Annotated in this window: 17 protein-coding genes; 11 read left to right on the forward strand and 6 right to left on the reverse strand. The window is 50.5% G+C overall.

The genetic code is table 11. The features are described from left to right. Positions 1–236: 236 nt before the first annotated feature. Positions 237–1,019 (forward strand): peptidoglycan DD-metalloendopeptidase family protein, encoded by a 783-nt coding sequence (locus DWB84_RS19265; protein ID WP_304610848.1) that lies wholly within the window; start codon positions 237–239, stop codon positions 1,017–1,019. Positions 1,020–1,343: 324 nt separating this feature from the next. After that, positions 1,344–2,282: an RNA polymerase sigma factor RpoS gene (gene rpoS / locus DWB84_RS09270; RefSeq protein ID WP_222868120.1), complete on the forward strand. Its 939-nt coding sequence runs from the start codon at positions 1,344–1,346 to the stop codon at positions 2,280–2,282. 67 nt (positions 2,283–2,349) lie between these two features. Here rpoS and fdxA read toward each other — a convergent pair whose 3' ends face one another. Beyond that, on the reverse strand, positions 2,350–2,673 hold the full coding sequence (fdxA, locus tag DWB84_RS09275; protein ID WP_187409477.1) for a ferredoxin FdxA: 324 nt from the start codon (positions 2,671–2,673) through the stop codon (positions 2,350–2,352). Positions 2,674–2,787: 114 nt separating this feature from the next. Next, positions 2,788–5,430, reverse strand: a complete 2,643-nt coding sequence (mutS, locus tag DWB84_RS09280; RefSeq protein WP_255428910.1) for a DNA mismatch repair protein MutS — start codon at positions 5,428–5,430, stop codon at positions 2,788–2,790. A gap of 122 nt (positions 5,431–5,552) precedes the next feature. Between mutS and DWB84_RS09285 the strand changes: the two genes are divergently transcribed. The 5 genes from DWB84_RS09285 to DWB84_RS09305 all read left to right on the forward strand — a co-directional run bounded on the left by DWB84_RS09285 (position 5,553) and on the right by DWB84_RS09305 (position 9,294). Beyond that, complete coding sequence (locus DWB84_RS09285; RefSeq protein WP_187409478.1) at positions 5,553–6,059, forward strand: CinA family protein; 507 nt, start codon at positions 5,553–5,555, stop codon at positions 6,057–6,059. 136 nt (positions 6,060–6,195) lie between these two features. Further along, positions 6,196–7,233 (forward strand): recombinase RecA, encoded by a 1,038-nt coding sequence (gene recA, locus DWB84_RS09290; RefSeq protein ID WP_187409479.1) that lies wholly within the window; start codon positions 6,196–6,198, stop codon positions 7,231–7,233. A gap of 51 nt (positions 7,234–7,284) precedes the next feature. Continuing rightward, positions 7,285–7,755 carry a regulatory protein RecX gene (locus DWB84_RS09295; protein WP_187409480.1) on the forward strand — a complete coding sequence of 157 codons (471 nt, stop codon included), beginning with the start codon at positions 7,285–7,287 and terminating at the stop codon, positions 7,753–7,755. 155 nt (positions 7,756–7,910) lie between these two features. Then, a complete protein-coding gene (locus DWB84_RS09300; protein ID WP_187409481.1) occupies positions 7,911–8,576 on the forward strand; it encodes an SDR family oxidoreductase in 666 nt (221 codons plus the stop codon). A 139-nt stretch (positions 8,577–8,715) separates the two neighbouring features. Further along, a complete protein-coding gene (locus DWB84_RS09305) occupies positions 8,716–9,294 on the forward strand; it encodes a hypothetical protein (protein ID WP_187409482.1) in 579 nt (192 codons plus the stop codon). 26 nt (positions 9,295–9,320) lie between these two features. Here the strand turns inward: DWB84_RS09305 and DWB84_RS09310 are convergent, their stop codons facing one another. After that, positions 9,321–10,487: a TonB family protein gene (locus DWB84_RS09310; protein WP_187409483.1), complete on the reverse strand. Its 1,167-nt coding sequence runs from the start codon at positions 10,485–10,487 to the stop codon at positions 9,321–9,323. 275 nt (positions 10,488–10,762) lie between these two features. Between DWB84_RS09310 and DWB84_RS09315 the strand changes: the two genes are divergently transcribed. The 3 genes from DWB84_RS09315 (at position 10,763) to DWB84_RS09325 (ending at position 12,639) form a co-directional block, all read left to right on the forward strand. Then, the gene (locus DWB84_RS09315; RefSeq protein ID WP_187409484.1) at positions 10,763–11,413 is read left to right on the forward strand and encodes a cyclic nucleotide-binding domain-containing protein; all 651 of its coding nucleotides are present in this window, start codon (positions 10,763–10,765) and stop codon (positions 11,411–11,413) included. Positions 11,414–11,470: 57 nt separating this feature from the next. Further along, on the forward strand, positions 11,471–12,031 hold the full coding sequence (locus DWB84_RS09320; RefSeq protein ID WP_187409485.1) for a hypothetical protein: 561 nt from the start codon (positions 11,471–11,473) through the stop codon (positions 12,029–12,031). Between the two features lie 179 nt (positions 12,032–12,210). Next, positions 12,211–12,639, forward strand: coding sequence for a biopolymer transporter ExbD (locus tag DWB84_RS09325; RefSeq protein ID WP_187409486.1), 429 nt, complete (start codon positions 12,211–12,213; stop codon positions 12,637–12,639). 252 nt (positions 12,640–12,891) lie between these two features. On the opposite strand, the gene DWB84_RS09330 is transcribed toward DWB84_RS09325, so the two are convergent. The 3 genes from DWB84_RS09330 to DWB84_RS09340 form a co-directional block, all read right to left on the reverse strand. Next, positions 12,892–14,598: a hypothetical protein gene (locus DWB84_RS09330; protein WP_187409487.1), complete on the reverse strand. Its 1,707-nt coding sequence runs from the start codon at positions 14,596–14,598 to the stop codon at positions 12,892–12,894. A gap of 44 nt (positions 14,599–14,642) precedes the next feature. Then, a complete protein-coding gene (locus tag DWB84_RS09335) occupies positions 14,643–15,959 on the reverse strand; it encodes a conjugal transfer protein TraF (protein WP_187409488.1) in 1,317 nt (438 codons plus the stop codon). Between the two features lie 173 nt (positions 15,960–16,132). Beyond that, positions 16,133–16,543 carry an SMI1/KNR4 family protein gene (locus DWB84_RS09340; protein WP_187409489.1) on the reverse strand — a complete coding sequence of 137 codons (411 nt, stop codon included), beginning with the start codon at positions 16,541–16,543 and terminating at the stop codon, positions 16,133–16,135. Between the two features lie 725 nt (positions 16,544–17,268). On the opposite strand from DWB84_RS09340, the gene DWB84_RS09345 reads away from it, so the two are divergent. Next, the gene (locus tag DWB84_RS09345) at positions 17,269–19,473 is read left to right on the forward strand and encodes a FimV/HubP family polar landmark protein (protein ID WP_187409490.1); all 2,205 of its coding nucleotides are present in this window, start codon (positions 17,269–17,271) and stop codon (positions 19,471–19,473) included. The last annotated feature ends 29 nt before the right edge of the window (positions 19,474–19,502 follow it).

The following is a 19,502-nucleotide window of genomic DNA, read 5'->3' on the forward strand; positions in this document are numbered from 1 at the left end:
CAAAATTAATACTTTCTTATTGGTTTAAAAAATTTGTTATTGGTTACTAAGTGAATATTTTCGACCTTGATAAGCCAAAAATATTCAGAAAAAGTCGGATTTATGGCCCTATTACTCCTCTTTTTTTCCTATTTTTTTAGACTAATTTCTAATAAGTTTTTTGGTTCTATTCATTTCAGTTATAAAAAAGAAAGGTTAAATTTTGACCATAAAGGCCATGGCGGAGGAGGGAAAATATGCGGTGCAGCAGAAAAATGATTAGGTTGATCATTATTTCAATCGCTTTTGGGGTGTTTATTGGATGCTCTTCCACGCCTTATAAAGCGCCGGTTGTCGACGCCACCCCTATCCCGGATCACCGCATCAAAACCCACCATGTCGGACCGGGTGAAACACTGTATTCCATCGCGTTGCGCTACGACCTAGACTATAAAAAACTAGCTGCAGTCAATAAGTTAGATTCATCTTATCGAATTTCGCCGGGACAGATTTTAAGCCTCGATACGAGCAGTTACCGCCCGCCAACTGCCTCCGTGGTTCCAGCCAAAAAGCCCACTTCGTCAACTTCAATCACGCAGGCTGCTAGTTCAAAAATTGAATCGGTTGCCAAAATAGTTTTTCCGGCGCCAGCCAAGCAGGCCGGGGCATTGAAATGGCAGTGGCCAGTTAAGGGAGAAGTATTAGAAGCGTTTCAAGCTGGAGACGGTCTGAATAAGGGTATTGATATTCGTGGAAAATTGGGGGAGCCTGTGCTTGCGGCCGCCGATGGAGAAGTTGTCTACTCCGGTACGGGGCTGCGGGGATATGGACAGTTGGTCATCGTCAAACACAACGAACAATTCTTAAGCGCCTATGCGCATAACAGAGTGTTGGTGGTGGCCGAAGGGGATAAGGTTAAGGCGGGCCAGAAAATTGCTGAGGTTGGTTCATCGGGTACTAACACGGCAAAGCTGCATTTCGAAATTCGCCTTGATGGTCAGCCTGTAAATCCGCTGGCTTATTTGCCGCGTCTCCAGTGATCCCCTCAACTTAGTTGAGTACCTGCCGATAAGCATCTACCTGTGCCCGGCGGGGTGGTGCGAAGCCAAAAGCAAAGCCTGCGCCTGTAACGAGTTGAGATATACGGTTTAGCGCGCCAATCCGCTAACTGTAAAAAGGCAATTTTGGACGGAAATTGTCGATATTCAGCTTAGGGTACATCTTTCAAAAAGCAAGTTCTTGAAGTTACGCCAATTAGGTGCGTATTAGAGCTTAAAAAAATAACCTATTGGTCCGAGGATTATGCGATGGCAGCTCAACATTTCGATCTTGACGTGTTCAAAGGTGATGACGACTCCATATTTATGTCTGACTTCGATCTCGATGAGGACATTGATTTAGCGGAGGACGAATTCGAACAGATAACCCGCAGCAGTCATCACATAGAAGAGGACCTGTACCAGAAAAATCTGGACGCAACCCAGCTTTATCTGAACGAAATTGGTTTTTCTCCACTGCTGAGCGCGGAAGAAGAAGTTTTTTATGCCCGCAAAGCTTTGCGCGGTGACGAAGCTGCCCGCAAACGCATGATCGAAAGCAACCTGCGTTTGGTTGTCAAAATTTCACGCCGCTATGTGAACCGTGGCTTGGCGCTGCTGGATCTGATTGAAGAGGGCAACCTCGGATTGATCCGCGCCGTAGAAAAATTCGATCCGGAGCGCGGTTTCCGCTTTTCCACATATGCGACTTGGTGGATTCGTCAGACCATCGAGCGCGCTATCATGAACCAAACCCGTACTATCCGCCTGCCAATTCACGTCGTAAAAGAATTGAACGTGTATCTGCGTGCGGCGCGTGAGCTGTCGCAAAAACTCGACCACGAACCCTCTCCGGAAGAAATCGCCAAGCTGTTGGAGAAGCCGGTAGAAGATGTCGAAAAAATGCTGAGCCTCAACGAGCGTGTCACTTCCATGGATACGCCGATTGGGCCTTCATCCGATAAGACCCTGGTCGACACGGTTGCTGATCAGCAGGTGTCCGATCCGGTTGAGCTGCTGCAAGACAGCGACTTGAGCGCCAGTCTTGACAGTTGGTTGGATGAGTTGAGCGAAAAACAGCGCGAAGTTGTGGCCCGCCGCTTTGGTTTGCGCGGTCACGAGTCCAGTACTTTGGAAGAAGTCGGCCGTGAAATTGGCTTGACCCGTGAGAGAGTGCGTCAAATTCAGGTCGAGGCGTTACGTCGCCTGAGAGATATCCTGGAAAAACAAGGTTTGGATGCAGAAGCTCTATTTGGCGGGGCCTAATAGGCGGCTGTATTGAACGAGAGCGAATTAAAAAGCGCGCTGTTGCAAAACAGCGCGCTTTTTTGTTTTAGCGCTCCAGATACTGGAGTTTGTTAGGTACGCCGTCCCATTTTTCGGCTTCGGGCATGGAATCTTTTTTCTCGGTGATATTGGGCCAAATGGCTGCCAATTCAGCGTTGAGTTCGAGATAGACTTCCTGGCCTTCCGGCAATTCATCTTCTGAGAAGATCGCGTCTACAGGACACTCTGGTTCACACAGGGCGCAGTCGATGCATTCGTCAGGATGAATAACCAAAAAATTAGGGCCTTCGTAGAAACAATCTACTGGGCAGACTTCGACACAGTCGGTGTGTTTGCAATTGATGCAGTTATCGCCCACTACGAATGTCATGAATTACACCTCTTGAATTGGCTTGATCTTCAGGCGGAGCCGGCGCGGCATTTTAAACAGGAGTTCTCGGAATTTAAACCCTGTTTCACCTCTATACCATTCGGTTGTACCGATTTACTTCTTCACTAATGCTTTTAAATCGTAAAGCGTCTGCAGCGCAGCGAGCGGTGTCAGATTATCGAGGCTCAGATTTTTCAGCCGTTCCTCCACCAGGCTGGGAGAGGATTGAGCAAAAAGATCTGCCTGCAACGCGTCAGCCGCTGAACTTTTGCCGCGTTTGTTTGGTTGCTGCAGATTGTCGCTTGGTTTGAGGCTTTCGCTGGCGGTCAGCGCATCTGTGGAAACCTTGCTGCCAGACTGCTCCAGATTGGCGAGCTGTTGTTTGGCGGATTCCAGCACTATCGAGGGAATACCTGCGAGCTTGGCAACCTGCAAACCGTAACTTTTGCTGGCCGGCCCCTGGCGAATATTGTGCAGAAAGACGATGTTGTCATTGTGCTCGGTCGCATCCAGGTGCACGTTGGCCATTTCGCTGATCACCTCCGGCAGGGCGGTGATTTCGAAATAGTGAGTGGCGAAGAGCGTAAAGGCGCCGACATATTTGGCCAGGTGTTCCGCGCAGGCCCAAGCCAAGGCCAAACCGTCGTAGGTGCTGGTGCCGCGGCCGATTTCATCCATCAACACAAGGCTGGAATTGGTGGCATTGTGCAGGATATTGGCGGTTTCGGTCATTTCCACCATGAAGGTCGAACGTCCGCCAGCGAGGTCATCGGAAGAGCCTATGCGAGTGAAAATGCGGTCGACCAGACCGATACGGCAACGACTGGCAGGTACAAAACTGCCGATTTGCGCCAGCAGAACGATCAGCGCCGTCTGCCGCATATAAGTTGATTTACCGCCCATGTTAGGGCCGGTGATGATCAACATGCGGCGCTCGTTGTTCAGCTCGAGGTCGTTGGGCACAAACGGCGTTTCCAGCACTTGCTCCACCACGGGGTGGCGCCCTTCGACTATATGAATGCCCGGTGCATAGGTCAGCTCGGGGCGGCAGTAGTTGAGCTGATCGGCGCGCTCGGCCAGTGTCGTCAGCACATCGAGTTCGCTGATGGCATTCGCCGTATCCTGCAGCGGGCGGAGATCGACGTTGATTCGCTCCACCAATTCATCATAAAGCGCTTTTTCGCGGGCCAAAGCACGGCTTTTGGCGGACAGAGCCTTGTCTTCGAAGGCTTTGAGTTCAGGGGTGATAAAGCGCTCGGCGTTTTTCAAAGTCTGGCGGCGTTGATAATCGACAGGGGCGTTATCAGCCTGGCCGCGGCTGATTTCAATGTAGTAACCGTGAATGCGGTTGTAGCCGACTTTCAGCGTCGAGATGCCCGTTCTTTCCTTCTCGCGAGCTTCCAGCTGTACAAGGAAATCGCCTGCGTTGTTACTCAGGTTGCGCAGCTCGTCCAACTCTTCGTCGTAGCCCTCGGCTATAACACCGCCGTCCCGAATCACTACCGGCGGGTTATCCACCAGGGCTCGTTGGAGCAGGTCGACTAATTCCGGGTAAACACCAACGGCGGATGCCAGCGCCTGGATATGCGGGGATTTGATTTCCGCCAGGAGTGGTTGAAGTTGTGGCAGAACCGCAAGGGAAGCTCCCAGACGCGATAAATCCCGTGGGCGGGCAGAGCGCAGGGCGACGCGGCCGAGAATGCGCTCAAGGTCGCCGATGTGCTTGAGCAATTTGCGACAACTTTCAAAAGCGTAATTTTCCAGCAGTGCCGCTATAGCATCCTGGCGAGCGTTGAGTTTTTCCAGGTTGCGCAGTGGGCGATGCAGCCAGCGCCGCAACAAGCGGCTTCCCATAGCGGTTGTGGTGGTGTTTAAGACCGCATAAAGCGTGTTGTCTTCTTGCCCTAAGAGATTGGCATCCAGTTCCAGATTTTTTCTGGTGGCGCTGTCCATGGCGACAGTTTCATCGAGATGCTCGACTATGGGCGCAGAAAGGTGTGAAAGATCGGTGCGCTGGGTTTCCTTGGCGTAGTTGTACAGGGCTGCAGCGGCAGCAATGGCGGCGCGCATATGGTCACAACCAAAGGCAACCAGATCGCGAGTGCCGAAATGTGTCGTCAGCAGACGGCGGCCGACATCCGCATCAAATTCCCAATCCGGGCGTTTGCGTAAACTGCGCACGGCCTGCAGCGGGGGCAGGTAAAAGGTTTCGGGCACCAGCAGTTCGGCGGGGCGGACACGCTCCAGTTCAGCGATCAGTGCTGCTTCAGAGTTGACCTCCTGCACAGTAAATCGGCCGCTGCCCATATCCAATGTGCCTATGCCGAAGGCATCTTCCAGAGCGGTAATGGCGACCAGAAGATTGTCGCGACCTGATTCCAAAAGAGCTTCGTCGCTGACCGTGCCCGGCGTCACAATCCGCACGACTTTGCGTTCGACTGGCCCTTTACTTGTTGCCGGATCGCCTATTTGCTCGCAGATCGCCACAGAAACGCCGTGGCGCACCAGCTTGGCCAGATAGCCTTCTGCCGCGTGGTAGGGGACGCCCGCCATGGGAATCGGCTCGCCGGCGGTTTTACCGCGGGCGGTAAGGGTCACGTCCAGCAGCCGGGCGGCAGTTTTGGCGTCGTCAAAAAACAGTTCGTAAAAATCCCCCATGCGGTAGAAGACCAATTCATTGGGATGTTGAGCTTTGATGCGCAGATACTGCTGCATCATGGGAGTGTGCTGATCGAGAAGGACTGTATCGTCTGCCATGGTTCCGCTCTGCTGGCGTCGAAGCTGATGCTAGGTTGTGCTAAGCCGAAAAAGTTGGAGATTGTAGCAGAATGACCAGCGACCCTTGCGTCTATGACATCCCATGACTTAAGTTGCCCGCCATGAATGAACTCAACTCCTTCCAACTTGCCACTCGCCTGGGTGAGCTTCTGCTAACTCTCGGCGCCAAAGTGGCCACCGCTGAGTCCTGTACTGGCGGCGGCATAGCGCACGCCATTACTGAGGTGCCAGGCTCCTCTCAATGGTTCGATTACGGTTTTGTCACCTACAGCAATCAGGCGAAACATGAGTTGTTGGGTGTCGATGAATCCCTGCTTTCTCAATACGGCGCTGTGAGCGAACGGGTGGTGCGGGCTATGGTTAAAGGGGCTATGGCGAAGGCATCTGCGCAGTTCGCGGTGGCGGTAAGCGGAATAGCCGGGCCTGGTGGTGGATCAGCCGCCAAGCCTGTTGGCACAGTTTGGCTTGCATGGGGGCATCCAGAGGGAGTTCTCGCCGAGCGTCATCAATTCGCTGGCGACCGCCATGCGGTGCGGGAGCAGGCTGTGAATGTCGCTTTAAAGCGATTGGTGGAGCTGGGTGAACGATACTGTATAAAAACACAATAGCTGTTTGCATATACAGTATCCTTGGTTTATTCTTAACGACATCAGGGCGCTTAAGGTGCGGCCGGTACAGATGCTTTGAGTGGGAATACTCGGGCGTCGATCTTGTGAACAATACTGTCAGGTAGAGGAGTGATTAATGGACGCGAATAAAGAGAAAGCGCTTCAGGCCGCTTTAGCACAGATTGAGCGCCAATTCGGTAAAGGTACCGTAATGCGCATGGGGGATTCCGAGCGAGCAGCGATTCCCTGTATATCGACAGGATCTCTCGGCCTTGATGTGGCTCTGGGCATTGGCGGTCTGCCGCGCGGGAGAATTGTTGAAATCTTCGGACCTGAGTCTTCCGGTAAAACCACCTTGACCCTGCAAGTGATTGCAGAAGCTCAACGTAATGGTGGAACTTGCGCCTTCATCGACGCCGAGCATGCATTGGATCCTATCTACGCGGAAAAACTCGGTGTCAAAGTTGATGAGTTGATCGTCTCTCAGCCCGATACTGGTGAGCAAGCATTGGAAGTGGCGGATATGCTGGTTCGCTCTGGCGCAATTGATGTATTGGTTGTCGACTCCGTTGCAGCCCTGACGCCGAAAGCGGAAATCGAAGGTGATATGGGCGACCATCACGTAGGCTTGCAAGCGCGTTTGATGTCGCAAGCCCTGCGAAAAATTACCGGTAATATCAAAAACGCTAATTGTCTGGCGATTTTCATCAACCAGATTCGTATGAAAATCGGCGTTATGTTTGGCAACCCAGAAACCACCACTGGCGGTAATGCACTGAAATTTTATTCTTCCGTACGTTTGGATATTCGCCGTATTGGCTCGGTGAAAGAAGGCGAGGAAGTTGTAGGTTCAGAAACCCGCGTCAAGGTTGTTAAAAACAAAGTTGCTCCACCTTTTAAACAAACCGAATTCCAGATTCTCTACGGCCAAGGCATCAACCGTCTGGGCGAAATCATTGATTACGGGGTCAAGCTCGGCCTGATTGATAAAGCGGGAGCCTGGTACAGCTACCAGGGCGAAAAAATCGGCCAGGGCAAACAAAATGCGATCCAGTATCTGCGCGACAATGCAGCACTGGCGCAAAGTCTGGAAGCAAAAATCAAGGAAGAATTGTTGGGGCCTGCAGGAAAATCTGTGGCTTCCAAATATGTTGAAGAAGATGTAACGGAATAATGCAGAGACGGCGGGCAGATAATCTGCCCGCCGTCAAATTTGTGTATTCCCGTGAACGATCAAGATCCCGTCAAACAAATCTATAACTTCGCTCTCGGCCTTCTGTCGCGCCGCGAGCATTCCCACCATGAGCTTCAGCAAAAATTGCTGCAGCGTTTTTCTTCTCATGCAGAATCCATCGAGCAGGTGTTGGCTCAATTAGCCGATCAGGGTTATCAGTCCGATGAGCGTTACGCAGATGCCTATATTCGCGGGCGGCGAAGCAAGGGGTATGGTGATAAGCGAATTGCTCAGGAGCTGCGTCTGCGGGGAATTGAGTCTGGTCTTATCGAAAAAACCCTGAGTGAACATTCAGTGGATGAGCATCAGGATCGTTCTTTATTCCATGTGTGGAATAAAAAATTTAAAACCCCACCGCAGGATTTACGGGAAAAATCCAGACAAATCAGTTTTTTGCGCTATAGGGGGTTTTCCATGTCCGAAATAGAGCGGTTATTCGAACAGATCGCTCAGGATCATTAGTGTTTATTAGGTATTCTGTAGACCTACCTACTAAGTGCTGCATTCTGTTCTGCTAGGCGAAACCTAATCAGTCGGCTTTATTGCCTCGTTTGAATGGAAGACTGCATACATCTACCATTTGCCGATCTTTACGGGTCATCTTGCGGAGAATACCTATGAGTAAAACTATCGTTGTGACGGGCGCGAATCGCGGAATTGGTCTGGCGTTTGTGCAGCTGTATCGGGCGCGAGGGGATCAAGTTATTGCTCTGTGCCGGAAGACTTCGCCCGAGCTCAGCGCTTCTGGAGCCAAGGTGATTGAGAATATCGATGTCACCAGTCCAGACTTGCCTGCACAGCTCAGCAAGGCGCTCGCTGGCGTTTCCATTGATGTACTGATCAATAATGCCGGCATCTTGCGCGAAGAACGCTTGGGCAGCATCAACTATCAAACCATTCTGGAGCAGTTCAATGTCAATGCAGTTGCTCCTTTGCGTGTTACTGAGGCGCTCCTTTCCAACTTGGGCAAGGGGTCCAAGGTCGCACTGATTACCAGCCGTATGGGCTCGATCGCCGACAACTCGTCAGGTGGTTATTACGGCTATCGCATGTCAAAGGCCGCATTGAATATGGCGGGGACGTCGCTTGCCAAGGATCTGAAGAGCAAGGGCATAGCTGTCGCGCTTCTCCACCCGGGGTATGTGCAGACCGAGATGGTGGGCTTCGGCGGCGATATCAGTGCCGACGTGGCAGCGCAACGGTTGGCGGCCAGGATAGACGGCCTCTCTATCGAGAATAGCGGGTCGTTCTGGCATTCCAACGGAGAAATTCTTCCCTGGTAAGGACTTCGTCACTTGGGATAGAGAAAAAGAGGGCTGGACACAGAGAAAGCTTGCCGATCACAGACTAGACTTAGATGGACTGCCGTTAGCGCATCCCCGCGCAACGGTGTAGGGCTGTGATCGGAGAGCAATTCCACCCATGTATGAAGATCTGAACAACATTGATGTCGGTAAGAAAGACGACAACAAGGATCTGATTTGGGATCTTGATGCATTCAAACAACGCAAGCGCGCGCATGAGTTTGTTTTGAATTTCGAGAACAAACTGTGTGTGTTTTCGGGCTCAGTTGAGCAGCTCTACACCAACTACAACATCTTTATGCCAGCGGAAGAGAACAGCCGGCTGGTGATCCTGCCTAACCCCTACGCCCATCACGACATTTTTCAAGGCATACCGGAATCGGCCGTTAAGGCCACGGGGCTGTACATTGTGCCGGGAAATAATGGTGAGTTGATGCTGCGCATTCCGGTGAAAAGCACGGAAAGTCCCTATCGCACTGTGCCTCTCCAGATTGGCTTTCGCATGATCAACCAGCGCCGTCCGCCGAATTTGCCGCTGTTGCCTGTACTGGTGAAAGGCGATTTGCGCGAGCTGGATGCGCGCACTCCCTGTCTGCACTTGCACGCTATTTCGCTCAGCAATATGCCTAGATTGTCGCCGCTGGAACTGAACGAAATTCGCCGCACGATCCTGGACCGAATGAAGGTGTTGATTTAGAGATAATGAGGCAGGCAGCCTCATATTTAGTTCATCCGAAAGACCACAGGGACAGTAAACAAGAAACGATCGCCTTTGATCGTATCCGGCACCGCAGGATAGGGGCTGGCACTTCTGACGGCTTTCACCGCTGCCTTATTCAGTGTTTCATGCTCGGACTTTTCCAATATCTGCACATCGCGGACGCGGCCGTCGCGGGAGAGGGTTACCGTCAGGCGTACGGTACCTTGGTGTTCGTTTCTCAAAGCATTGCGAGGATAGTTGACGAAATTGGTCGTCCATTTGGTGAGCTTGGCGATATAAATCTGTTCGCTTAACAGGTTTTCCGCTGTGAATGAAAATCCATCCTCTTCTTCGTCTGACAAAATTTCCTCGTCATTAAATAGAGATGCTTCCGTCAGCAGCTTTTCTGGCTCGGGTGGTGTTTGCGGTTGCTCGACTTCTGGCTGAGGTTCTTCTGCCTGCGGTTCGGGTACAACCGCGACAGCGGGTGGTGGCGTTGGGATTTCAGGGGCGACAGCAGGTGGAGCAGGGGGCGCTTGCCTTGCGGGTTCGGGCAATTTTGTACCTTTCAGCAGAGTTGCGATTTCCGCAATTCTTGCGCTCGTAGGGCTGATGTCGGCAAAACGCTCTGCCAGTTCAGGTTTGACGGTGCCACCACCCAATAGACTCTCTTTAAACTCGGAAGATAAAGGTACAGGGCCCAGCCAAGTGCGAAGCAGCAAATCGAAAAAGTGTGCGTCCGCGATAGTGTCCAGAGTTTGTCTATTCAGAATGACAGTAGTGGTATTTTTCGCCGCAGATCGTTCTATTCGCAGAATATCGCCTTTGACTAATTTGATTTTCAACAGATTGCTGAAATTGGCGAGGTTCTGTGCATGGCGCTCCATTTCTGTTGCGCCGGCGTTGATGGCGATCCCTTCAATCCACATACGCTGAAACCGTCGTGCATAGAGGTCGTCGGTCAATATGCGCAACTCCATTGCCTTATCTTCTTCTTTTGTTAATGCGTCGCGGGCATTGGAAGTTGGTGTGGTGAGATAAAGGGCAGCAATAAATTGCTCTTTACTGAGTTGAACATGGAGGGCCATGCCGTTGAGAGTAGGGGCGCCCTGGGCGAGTCCAAGGCTGCAGAAAACCATCAGCAAAGCTAGGGCGGCAAGAACGGTTTTGCGATATTTGGCTATCATCATAAATCTCGTTTCTGTTCTTATCTGCGGGGCGGTCTACGAAGATCCTCCCTCTGCGGTCGCTATGTTTTGAGCTTGGCCAGACACAATCGATAGCCGGCTTCATGATTTTAAGCGCAATTGATAACACTATACTTCATCGATCAGGGGTAATGCCTACTCTTAACTGTATATGTTTGTTGGGCAGCATCAAGTTTGTGGCCTGTATTAGGCCAAATGACCGGCCCTGATCCGACGAATGTTTGACCAACCGAGTTTAGCGGCGACGGTTTCGTCTTATGGAAGTTCAGTCACTTCAACATTGTTCTCAGCAGACCATAGATGGGCTGCTCGGTTCTGTGTCTTTGTATAAACAAATCTACACAATGGATCCGCAACAATTTGAGGTTTTGCTGCATTACTCTCAGCTAGTGCAGGCGCGACCCGGAGAAGTGCTGATAGAAGCTGGGCAAATTGATACGTGGTTATATTTCTTGTTAAAAGGACAATTAGCTGTTTATGCCGGCGGTAAATCCATTAAAAAGGTCAATTCCATTACGCCGGGAGAAATTTTTGGCGATATGGCGATATTGCTGGATTTACCGCGTTCAGCCACGGTTATTGCCGACGTTCGGGTTAAAACCAATGTCATTCTACGCACGGATTTCTCGGTTTTTGGCGAGCCTAAGGATTTCGGCTGCATTTGCCTGCCAGTGAAATTGCTGTTCTACCGAACTATGGTTCACAACTTGCGATGGAAGTTGGAGGTCTATAGATCCCTCTTTCCGCAATACCGCTTATCTATGGATCACCGCAAAATCCGCCTTTACGCCGGCCCGCGAGATACACTCGAAGAGCTGCTGAGTCTGGATGAGCAGGCGAGAGGGCTTGCGGAGATGCTATTCATCTGGAATTCGAAGCTGACCAATGACGATATAGATAGTGAATGAAGAGAGATGGTTGGCGGTAATGAAGATGCTGTACAGCTATTAATGAAGATTGTTGTTATGAGTAGATTTTCTGTCGCGCTGTGCTGTTTAGCGCTTTTGTTTACCAATGCCGCCCTGGCCCTGGATAAAGAACGTCTCTGGTTACCTGTAAAATATCAGTCTTTATATCTGTCCCTGGTGAAAGCGGCGGAAACCGCGGAAACCTTGGATCGCTGCGCTGCGGTTGTAGAAGGGACCTTGGATATTGACCAGAGTACGCCGGATCACCCTATCTATCGGATTTTGTGTCGTCAGGACAACGGTCTGACCTACAACGAGATGGTCGATGGACTCACATTTACGACTTTGACGACTCCGGGAGCTAATCAGGGAAACCGTTGGCTGGAGTATGTGTGGAAGGTCTGTCGTAACCAATTGATGGAGCGAACCAGCTTGATGACGGAGCTTACCTGGATTACCGACCTCAGATCTCCCCCTCAGCCGGACTTTTGGGAAGGTAACAAGGTGCAGTTTGTGGCCAACTTTGATGCACGGGGCGTGCGGGGAGAGCGGCTGCAATACGCAGCGGAATGTACCGTATCCGGAGGGACGGCCGAAGTGTCGATCCGCAAGCGCTGAATCGACACGCAGAAAGTTTGAAATGTGATGGATTCGTGAGCAATGATACTGGAGCCAAGCGAAATAATTTGATGTACACTTAGCGCCCAGACTGGTCCGCCGGTTGGGTGGAGTGCTCCACCTCTCGAACCCATAATAAAGATGTCGGCCTTTTTCAGGCCCTATTTGGAGACTTAACGGTGAGTCGTAGAAAACGTAAGCACCAAGACGACGGTGACAAGGCCGAAATCGACCTGACCCCCATGTTGGACGTTGTGTTCATCATGTTGATCTTCTTCATCGTGACAGCGTCTTTCGTTAAAGAAAGCACTCTCAACGTCAACGTTCCTGAGAATTCTAATGCGCCACCACCGCCTCCCAGCGACAATAAAACTATTCTGATAGTGGTGGATTCGGCTAACGATGTCTTTATTGACGGTCGCCGCGTGGATATCCGCTCTGTTCGTTCTTTGATCGCACAAAAAGCAGCTGCAAACCCAGGTGGTGGCGTAGTTGTAAGAGCGCACGAGAATTCCAATACAGAGACCTATATCAAAATCGCCGACGCCTCTCGTGATGCCAGTGTTTTTGATATCTCTCTGGTTCCCTACAAAGATACCCGACGTTAATTTGTATTCAGACCAGCGGATTCCCCGCTGGTCATCTCACTCTCTCACCGATCTCTCCTTTCTCTCCCTCAGCTTTCTGCACCATTGATTCATTTCTAAGCGTAAGCCCATTGCGCGCGGTCGATCTGTCTACCGTTTTAAAGGTAAATCGGCTAAACGCTATGGGAGTCAGGCGATTAGGATTCGGAGATGGAGGGAGAAGGGGAGAACCGGCACTTGTGTGCCGGTTTGCGGATAGATGCCGGTAGAAGATCAGATGCCGATACGCGATGGGAGTCGTTCAGCACAATCTGTGTTTGAAGTGGGCAATTGACCCTGAGGTTCAAAACCATTAGCGCTATACCAGGTGTTGAGATCACCGGCATAGTCAAACCTTATGGCCTGCATTTCCGCGTCATCGAATTTCGCAAAACCTGCGGGCTTTAGGATGGCTTGGTAGGTGGAGCCGAGAAATTGAATCGTCAGCAATAGGCTGTAGGATTCGCCAGCGTTTTGCTGTGCACCCAATAAACTCCAGTAGCCAGACACCAATTCACCGCGTGTATTTGCATCCCCCAATTTTCCATCGCTGCTTGCATCTTCTATGTATTTGACGCAGGCATTAAACCGGCCGCTGGTGGTCTCGCTGTCGCCGTGAAAATAAAACTCCACTTCTGAGTCATTGAGATTATTTGGGGCGAAGCCTAAATCCATGTCAGAAACGCGCAATTGTTGGCCGCCGATTTGGGAAAATGCTTGGGTGCCAGACGGTAATTGGGCAATTTCTCGAATTGAGTCGGATGAGCTGAATTTGTCGCCCGCAAAATTGTGATTTGCCAAACCATCAAGGTCGGATCGGTCTGAAATTAGAGCATCAATCAGATCTCTTACCAAACTTGCGTTATCAGATGACTGCAAAAAGCTGATCGCATTGTTGAAATCATCACTGTCGTAAGGTGCGCGCATGGCTTTTATAACCAGCGTCTCAACCAATTTGGCTACGCCGTTAATGTTGTCCTGGTCGACATCAGTGCCATCGGCGGGAACCAATTGATCGATGATTTCGTTTAATGCGCGGCTTTTCTCTATTACCGCTGCGTAATTAATGTCGATATAGGGCAGGTCCATGTCCCACTGGTCGTAGATATTGTGCGCATCCGCTTCTGTTCGGCGCAGGATATTTTCGAGGCTCTCAGCGCTGGCTACCAACGTATTAAAACTGATTTGTTGCGTCAGCAACTCATTGGCTATGTGGCGATAAATGGAAGAGGTGAGATCGTTGGCGGTGCCAGAATGATTGCCAATTTCCTCGTAGTGAAGACCGATAAAATGGTTCATCACGCTGATGGTTTTGTGCAGTTTCAGTGCAGCGTTCAGTAGAGCATGATTTAATCCGGAAGCATTGTCAGAATTGAAATAATCGACATCCAGATCCGCTTCGGTAATGCCCAGAGCTGAAAGGAGCGCATTTTTTTGCTCCGCAGAACGGACATCCGTTAAAAGAGTGGTCAATGGAGATACAACGACATCATTGACTACGCCAGAAGAGGAAATGCTGATACGACGACTCAGCTGACCATGAAATGGCTCGCCAGTGGAAACATCATACCCGCCGTCGACACGAATCACTGCTTCCGTCAATGAGCGCTTCGATTTTAAGCAGTAAATTTGTAATTCAGCGGGTGCATCAGTGGCACAATAATCCGTGTTAATGATGGGGTTGAACGAGTAATAACCGGCGTCGTCGGTGAAGGCAAAGGGTTCCCAGGGATCGCGTGTGCTGTTGTTGTCGTAATCCAGAAAAACCATGGCTCTTGCGAGGTAGCCATCAATGACTACGCCACGAAAAGATTGATTGTAATTAGCGGAGGCGCTTCCTTTGTCCTGGCCGGACCCGCCGCACCCTTGCAGGGTGACCGCTGCCGCAAGGCAGAGTGCAGCGGCTTTAATGATTGAATGTGAAGTGTGGTGGTGTGACATATCAATACTCCATTAAATTGAGCTTCTTAACGCCGGGCGCAGCATTAAAATTTCTCTTCAAATGCGATGGAAAATGCGACGCTGCGAGGAGCTTTATCACCGTCTATGGTGACCTCATCCAGGGCTATGCGGGCGTCGAGTGTGACTGTGTCAAAAAACGAAAGTCCGACTGCAGCGCTCGCCAATTTGGAGCCGGCCAGATTTTTGTGATATCCGAGGCGGATATCCGGAATCCAAAGCGATTTGGTATTGATTGCAGTTGATAAGTTAAACATCTGAGTTTCCATGCCGACTATGTCGTCATAGGAAGCGAGGTCTGCTGAGGCGCTGAGGGACCAAAAGGATGTCGGATAAAAACTGCCATCGACTGTGGCGGTCGCATGTTTTTTGTGTTTTTCGTAGGCATTGATTTCGCCTGCTTCGAAAGCGAAATAGGCCGCAGCTTCACAATTATTACGACCGAAACTGCCTTCTTCGTATTGCGCGCAATTGACGCCGACAGTTCCGTATTTAAACGAAGGAGAATTGATATTTTTCAGGGTAAAACCCGCGCTGTAGAAACGAGTCACCCAGCTGATACCGACGTCGATACCGATATTGGTAGTGGATTTCAAATTGTTGTCGTATTCGTCTTCCATAACATCTTCAATATCACGACCTTCCAGAAGTTGAAGACGCATGACTTGTTTGCTCAATTCAAGATTCATCAGCTTTAATTTGGCGCCTGCATACAGCTGGCCGCCATATTCTGCGGATTTTCTTTCATCGAGCATTGGCTTGGCGTAGCCAAGAGAAATTCTTTTTTCGATACCGCTTTTCAAATAAGCGGAAGAGCCGGTGGAAAAACTTTCGTGCTGGTCGTCATAGACCAATGGTTGATCCAGCAGGCCCAAGCGCACTTGCGCGTCGACTCCAGCTTCCATAAAGAAGGTTCCGGAGAATTCGCTGGGGCGCCAGTAAATCGGAAAAATAGGAGCAGTAATGCCGACGCCCACTTTGGCGTAGCCGTTCTCGCCCATTTCTTTTAATACGCGATTAAAACGGTCCAGGGTTTCTTCGATGGAGTCGGTCGCCAGAGATGAGTCGTCGAGGATATCGATCAACTCGTCGAGCTCGTCGACAAAGTCGTTTACATCACCCACCTCAGTGGAAAAACTGATGCTGGGCAGATATGCAATCCGCCAATTTTCATCTTTGCCAACCGTCAAAGCGGCTACAGCAGGATTGTGGGTGGCGGAATAAAGTGCGTGACCGTTGCTGACCGGTCCGGTGGTTAGAGTTGATCCTGGGGAAACGTGGCCGGAATCGGCATGAGCAAACCCTGCTGCGGCGCAGAGTATCGATAGATAAACTTTCTTCACATAGGCTCCTAGAGAACGGAAAGTGCGTGTTACGGGGCGCGTTACGTGAATCACTCTTTTCGCGCATATCAATAACAGCAGCTAAAGTCCAATCCCTCCAGGCTTATTCCAAGATAATCTGGATCCTCTAGTGGACTAATCGGCGCGCCATAAAAGCCTATGTATATCGGGTTTTAACGGCCTGCGCTTGCCAGCCAGACGTCCTCCGCCCACTCCCAAATACTGTCCCATTCCTGTTCGCCAAATTTACCTGACGCCCAATAGCCCACCAGCCCATCTGGGTCTATGCAGTAAAAGCCTTCCTTGAATCGGCAAACGGGAATGAGATGCCGCGGCAAGCCTCTGTCCCAGGCTTCTGCGGCGAGCTCCGGAATATAGGTGTGGGAGTGCGGGTCAGCGGCGGTGGCGGGTTCGAGAGTGCCGAGCACCAGGTCGCTAACACTGAGAAGAAACTCGCGGTATTCGGCCGGCAATGTTAAGAACAGCTGTTCTTCGACGTTGATTAAATCGTCTTCGGTTGGCAAATCTAAAGGGACCGGAACATCTTCAGCGGATTCGCGTAAGGTAGTGATAAGTTCTTCCATTGTGTCTCCGGATTGAGGTATGAGCGAATAGATAGGCGGTTGAGTATAGAGGGCGAACGGAAGCCCACACTAGTAGCTGTCAGTCAGATGCTATTACTATCAATTAGATCCCATTAATAGAGAGGGGAGGAACGCTCTCAGACAAATGTATTGGGAATTTTTTGTGTGCTTACGGAAAAAGGATGAGCTGGAAAGATTCGTCCGACAAATGCAGTGTTGTTTCTGTGCTCAACGCAAATGAACTGTAGTGTCTATCCCTTCTTTTCTGGATGCCAACGTATATAATGCGCCAGTTTTCTCCACGGTTTTAGAAGGCATATTTCCTGAAGTATATTGTGAAATAGGTGACGGCCATTTCACACTAGGCAAATGATTTTGCCATTTCTGCAGGACCTTATGCGCGCATCCTGATAACGCGCGCCTTGCAAAGCTAGGAGCTATTAACTGCATCGATCAGTTATATAAAGCCGTAGAACTATAAAATCGTCCGAGCACCACGCGAGACGAAATGTGATTCAACATGGAGCGCAAATCTTTCTGGTCAATTTGAGATCAGATGCTCTGGCTCATTAATTGCTTCAGGTCAGAAAATACAATAATTGATTAAATTTTGATCGCCTGCTAGGGTGATGTCGTAACGGATTTCATCACGGGAAACCGGCCTGCGCACGGGCTCGGGGCTTCTTCCAGTCAACGCCTGTAGTAAGAAAAATTGAGGTATAGACGTGAGTTCATTCGGTGACAATGGTCTGAAAAACAATAAAAGTGAAAATAGGCTATTGGCGATCCCATTCCCGCCACGTCCTAGCCTGAGGCGTGCTATAGCGGCGTTGTGCGGCGCGACCTTTGCCTCAGTTTCCTCTCTGGCCTTCGCCCTGGGGCTTGGCGAGATGAGTTCCAGCTCTTACTTGGGGCAGCCTTTGAAAGCCACCATCGATCTGGTCTCCCTTGAAGGGGATATAGATCCTCAGACGATCATCGTGCGCCAAGTGGCACCGGATGAAGCCCGCAAAATGGGTGTCGACATTTTTAACGTCCCTTACCGAATTGACTTCCAATTGGACGCTCGTAAAGGCGCTCCCTCGGTCACATTGACATCCCGCGAGCCTATTAATGAACCTTATCTCAGTTTGTTGGTGGAGCTGCGCTGGCCAAAAGGTGTGGTATATCGCGAGTATCCGCTGTTGCTCGACCCGCCCCCGCTGGTACCTGTTCGCGAAGTTCCCAAAGAAACCCCTCGTGTTGTTTCGCAGCCTGCTACTTCCCAGCCGTCTCGATCGACACCAACTTCCACCCGTTCTGCGCCTTCACAAATTCGCCTTGAACCTCTGGTGACCGACCAGGGCAAATACAAAGTCAAGCCGGGTGACACTCTGTCGAAAATCGCCGAAAGATGGCGTGAAGGCACAAGCCAGAGTATCGGCGATACCGCTCAGTGGTTGTTCGAGAACAATCCCCATGCATTCGCCAACAACAATATCAACCGCTTGCGCGCGGGCGCTGTGCTGCAGATGCCGGATCTGACAGCTTATCGATTGGATGAGACGGCTAGGACAACAGCCCCCAGCCTGGCGCCTTTGCCTAAAACCGGTTCGGGTGAAGGTTTATCCGGAGCGGAAGCTGTTGCTGATCAAGCTGCACAGGAAGCCCGCAGAAATGCAGGTAATGATGCGGCGCAAAGTGGCAGCGTCCGCGGATTGCTGACAATTGGAACCGACAGTCGGGACGATAGAACGCGCGAATTGATCGATTTGCTGGTCAGAGAAAATGAAACTCTAAAAGCGCGTATGGAGAAGCTGGAGAGTTCTGAGTATCTCGACACTCTGAAGCAATTGATCGTTTTGCAGCGCCAGCAGATCTCCGATCTGCGCGAAAAATTAGGTGTTCCTGACAATGATGTCTCCCAGGAGATGGACACTCTGTTGGGTGAAATCGGCGTTCCTGTCGACAACCGCAAAAAAGCGGATGTATCTCTGGCAACGCAAACAAGTGCGCCTGTGCCCCTGGAAAATAATGTACAAACCGAGTCCATCATCGATGTTGAACCGGCAATTACACCTCCGGTCACCGAGAAAGAATCCAAAAGTTGGCTGATGTGGCTGCTATTTGGTGCTGCCGTTGCGCTAAGCGCTCTGTTCATTGGCATGTTCGCCTACTACCGCCGCATGGTTCCGGCGAAACGAGTGGATGAAGAGCCGGTAGGGCCGCGTTATTACTCCCCTGCGACATCTGTAGCCGAAAAACGCGTTGCACCTGTGCAAGAGCCGGATCCAGTGGAATTTGATGATGGCGACTTGACGCCTGTATATGCGCATAAAAAGAAAAACGAAGAAGACTGGATCGGCGAGAAAGTCACTCCGGTTGATCCTGTTGCCGAACAGGAAGATGAAACGGTTCGGGAAGTGCAGGAAGCCTTTGAAGATTTGGTTTTGGACGAAGACATTCTCAAAAGCTTGGAGTCATTGGACGATCTCCCAATCGAAGATTTGACTCAAGCATTGCCGGAAGCTGAAGAATTTTCTGTGCAACCTGTTGTTGGTGCTGAAACTCCAATAGTGATCGAAGAGCCGACGAAAAAACGCAGCAAGAAAGATAAAAATGCACATCCGACGCGCCGTCCTGATGAAGAAGTTCGTATGTCTATCGCGGAAAAAATGGCGCAGTACAATCCGGATGAGTACCGCAAGGAAATGGAAAACCTTGAATTAATGGAATTGGATGAAGTAGAACTGAATGATGCTACGGAAGAGGATGTGGAAACGGTTGTCTATCGCGCGATGATGTTTTGTGAATTCAAAAAATACGACAAAGCGCGCGAAGTCATCGAGGGGAAAATGGCATTCACGCGCGACGCACGTTTGATTGAAGCTTTGGACCAAATTGATAGCCTCGAGCGCGAAGCTCAGGCAAATTCCAAAAAGGCAATATAGGCCAAAATCAAATCAAGCGTAAAAAATAA

This window comes from Saccharophagus sp. K07, assembly GCF_014336955.1.
Lineage (GTDB): Bacteria > Pseudomonadota > Gammaproteobacteria > Pseudomonadales > Cellvibrionaceae > UBA5868.

Coding starts and splice junctions, on each gene's coding strand:
- DWB84_RS19265 (WP_304610848.1), top strand. CDS start 237: ATGCGGTGCAGCAGAAAAATGATTAGGTTGATCATTATTTCAATCGCT.
- rpoS (WP_222868120.1), top strand. CDS start 1,344: ATGTCTGACTTCGATCTCGATGAGGACATTGATTTAGCGGAGGACGAA.
- fdxA (WP_187409477.1), bottom strand. CDS start 2,673: ATGACATTCGTAGTGGGCGATAACTGCATCAATTGCAAACACACCGAC.
- mutS (WP_255428910.1), bottom strand. CDS start 5,430: ATGGCAGACGATACAGTCCTTCTCGATCAGCACACTCCCATGATGCAG.
- DWB84_RS09285 (WP_187409478.1), top strand. CDS start 5,553: ATGAATGAACTCAACTCCTTCCAACTTGCCACTCGCCTGGGTGAGCTT.
- recA (WP_187409479.1), top strand. CDS start 6,196: ATGGACGCGAATAAAGAGAAAGCGCTTCAGGCCGCTTTAGCACAGATT.
- DWB84_RS09300 (WP_187409481.1), top strand. CDS start 7,911: ATGAGTAAAACTATCGTTGTGACGGGCGCGAATCGCGGAATTGGTCTG.
- DWB84_RS09305 (WP_187409482.1), top strand. CDS start 8,716: ATGTATGAAGATCTGAACAACATTGATGTCGGTAAGAAAGACGACAAC.
- DWB84_RS09310 (WP_187409483.1), bottom strand. CDS start 10,487: ATGATGATAGCCAAATATCGCAAAACCGTTCTTGCCGCCCTAGCTTTG.
- DWB84_RS09315 (WP_187409484.1), top strand. CDS start 10,763: ATGGAAGTTCAGTCACTTCAACATTGTTCTCAGCAGACCATAGATGGG.
- DWB84_RS09320 (WP_187409485.1), top strand. CDS start 11,471: ATGAGTAGATTTTCTGTCGCGCTGTGCTGTTTAGCGCTTTTGTTTACC.
- DWB84_RS09330 (WP_187409487.1), bottom strand. CDS start 14,598: ATGTCACACCACCACACTTCACATTCAATCATTAAAGCCGCTGCACTC.
- DWB84_RS09340 (WP_187409489.1), bottom strand. CDS start 16,543: ATGGAAGAACTTATCACTACCTTACGCGAATCCGCTGAAGATGTTCCG.